General features: G+C 69.4%; 1 protein-coding gene. It reads left to right on the top strand.

Annotated elements, in window-relative coordinates; all coding sequences use genetic code 11:
- Positions 1 to 39: 39 nt before the first annotated feature.
- Positions 40 to 1,689 (top strand): polyketide synthase dehydratase domain-containing protein (locus BMY35_RS39085; protein ID WP_143080856.1); only part of this gene is annotated, 1,650 nt, incomplete at its 3' end.

Here is a 1,689-nt window from a genome sequence, read left to right as displayed (position 1 = left end):
GAGTACCGGGCTGCCGAGCCTGCGCGGGCGAGGGTGGCGGTGACGCCGCAGCGCCCGGCCGTGGTGGTGCTGTCGGCCCGGCGCGAGGAGCGGCTGCGCGAGGCGGTGCATCGGCTGCTGTCGCATGTGGAGCGCCAGGGGTGCACGGACGAGGATCTGGCGGACATTGCGTACACGCTGCAGGTGGGGCGCGAGGCGATGGAGGTGAGGCTGGCGTGCGTGGTGAGCACGCTGGAGGAGCTCAAGGTCAAGCTGGCGCAGTACCTGGCAGGCGAGAAGAGCGTCGAAGGTCTTTATCGCGGGGAGCTCAAGCGCGACAAGGATGCATGGGGCGTCTTCAGCACGGATGAGGAGCTGCAGGAGGCGATCGGCAAATGGGTGGCGCGCGGCAAGCTGCACAAGCTCGTCGAGCTGTGGGCACAGGGACTGGCGTTCGACTGGACGCGGCTGTACGACGGCGAAGTGGCGCCGAGGCGGATCAGCTTGCCGACCTATCCGTTCGCCAAAGAACAGTACTGGGTGCCGCAGATGCAGAAGCCGCAAGCGCAAGCACAGGCGTCATCGGTACCGGGGGCGGTTTTCGCGAAGAACCCTGTCAGCGAGCAGTTGCATCCGCTGATGCACCGCAACACCTCGAGCTTGGCCGAGCAGCGCTTCAGCTCGGTGTTCACGGGGGAGGAGTTCTTCCTTGCGGACCACGTGGTGAAGGGGCAGCGGGTGCTGCCCGGGGTTGCGTACCTGGAGCTTGCGCGCGCGGCGGTGGTGCAGGCGCTGGAGCTCGCGGCGCCACAGGCGCGGGACGTGCGGCTGGAGCAGGTGGTGTTCACGCAGCCTGTGGTGGTGGGTGATGCGCCGGTGGAGGTGCACATTGCGCTTGTGCCGCAGGACGTTGGGTTGGTGAGCTTCGAGGTGTACACCCAGGTCGTGGGCGAGGAGGAGGCGCGGGTGCATGCACAGGGGCGTGCGCGGGTTGCGGCGGCGGCGGATGCGCCGCTCGAGGACCTGGGGCGGCTGCGGTCGCAGTGTTCGCAGGTGTTGTCGGCAGAGGCCTGCTACGCGGGCTTTGCGCGGATGGGGCTGGAATACGGCCCGGCGTTCCGGGTGCTTGCGCAAGTCTGGGTGGGTCAGGACGCGGCGGGTCGACCGATGGCGCTGGGTGACGTGCAGATGCCGTCGCAGGCCCGCGACCAGGCCGGGGTGTTCGTGCTGCCGCCGAGCTTGCTGGACGGAGCCCAACAGGCGTTCATCGGGCTGGTCCTTGCGCAACCGCAGGACAAGCCATCGCTGCCGTTCGCGGTGGAGGCGGTGGAGCTGTACGGGGCGGTGCCGGAGAGGGCGGTGGCGGTGGTGCGCCAGAGCGCGGGCAGCACGGTCGGCGATGCGGTGCTGAAGCTGGACGTGTCGCTGGTGGACGCCGAAGGTCGGGTGTGCGTGCAGCTGCGCGGCTTCAGCAGCCGCGTGCTGGGGGGCCTGCCGGGGCAGGCGAAGGCAAGGCCGGAAGCAGCGGCAGCGACAGTGCAGGTTCCTGCGAGGCAGTCGGCCATGCCGGTTGGTCAGCTGACGCTGGTCGCGGACTGGGTCGTATGCACGCCCTCGACGGGTATGCGCTGGCCTTCGCAGGAGGAGCGGGTGCTGGTGGTGGGAGGCAGCGATGCGCAGCAGCAGGCGTGCCTGTCGCGGTATGCGCAG

It is taken from the genome of Variovorax sp. YR750 (assembly GCF_900109805.1).
GTDB lineage: Bacteria > Pseudomonadota > Gammaproteobacteria > Burkholderiales > Burkholderiaceae_C > Variovorax > Variovorax gossypii.
This window is presented reverse-complemented; position numbering and strand designations above follow the sequence as displayed.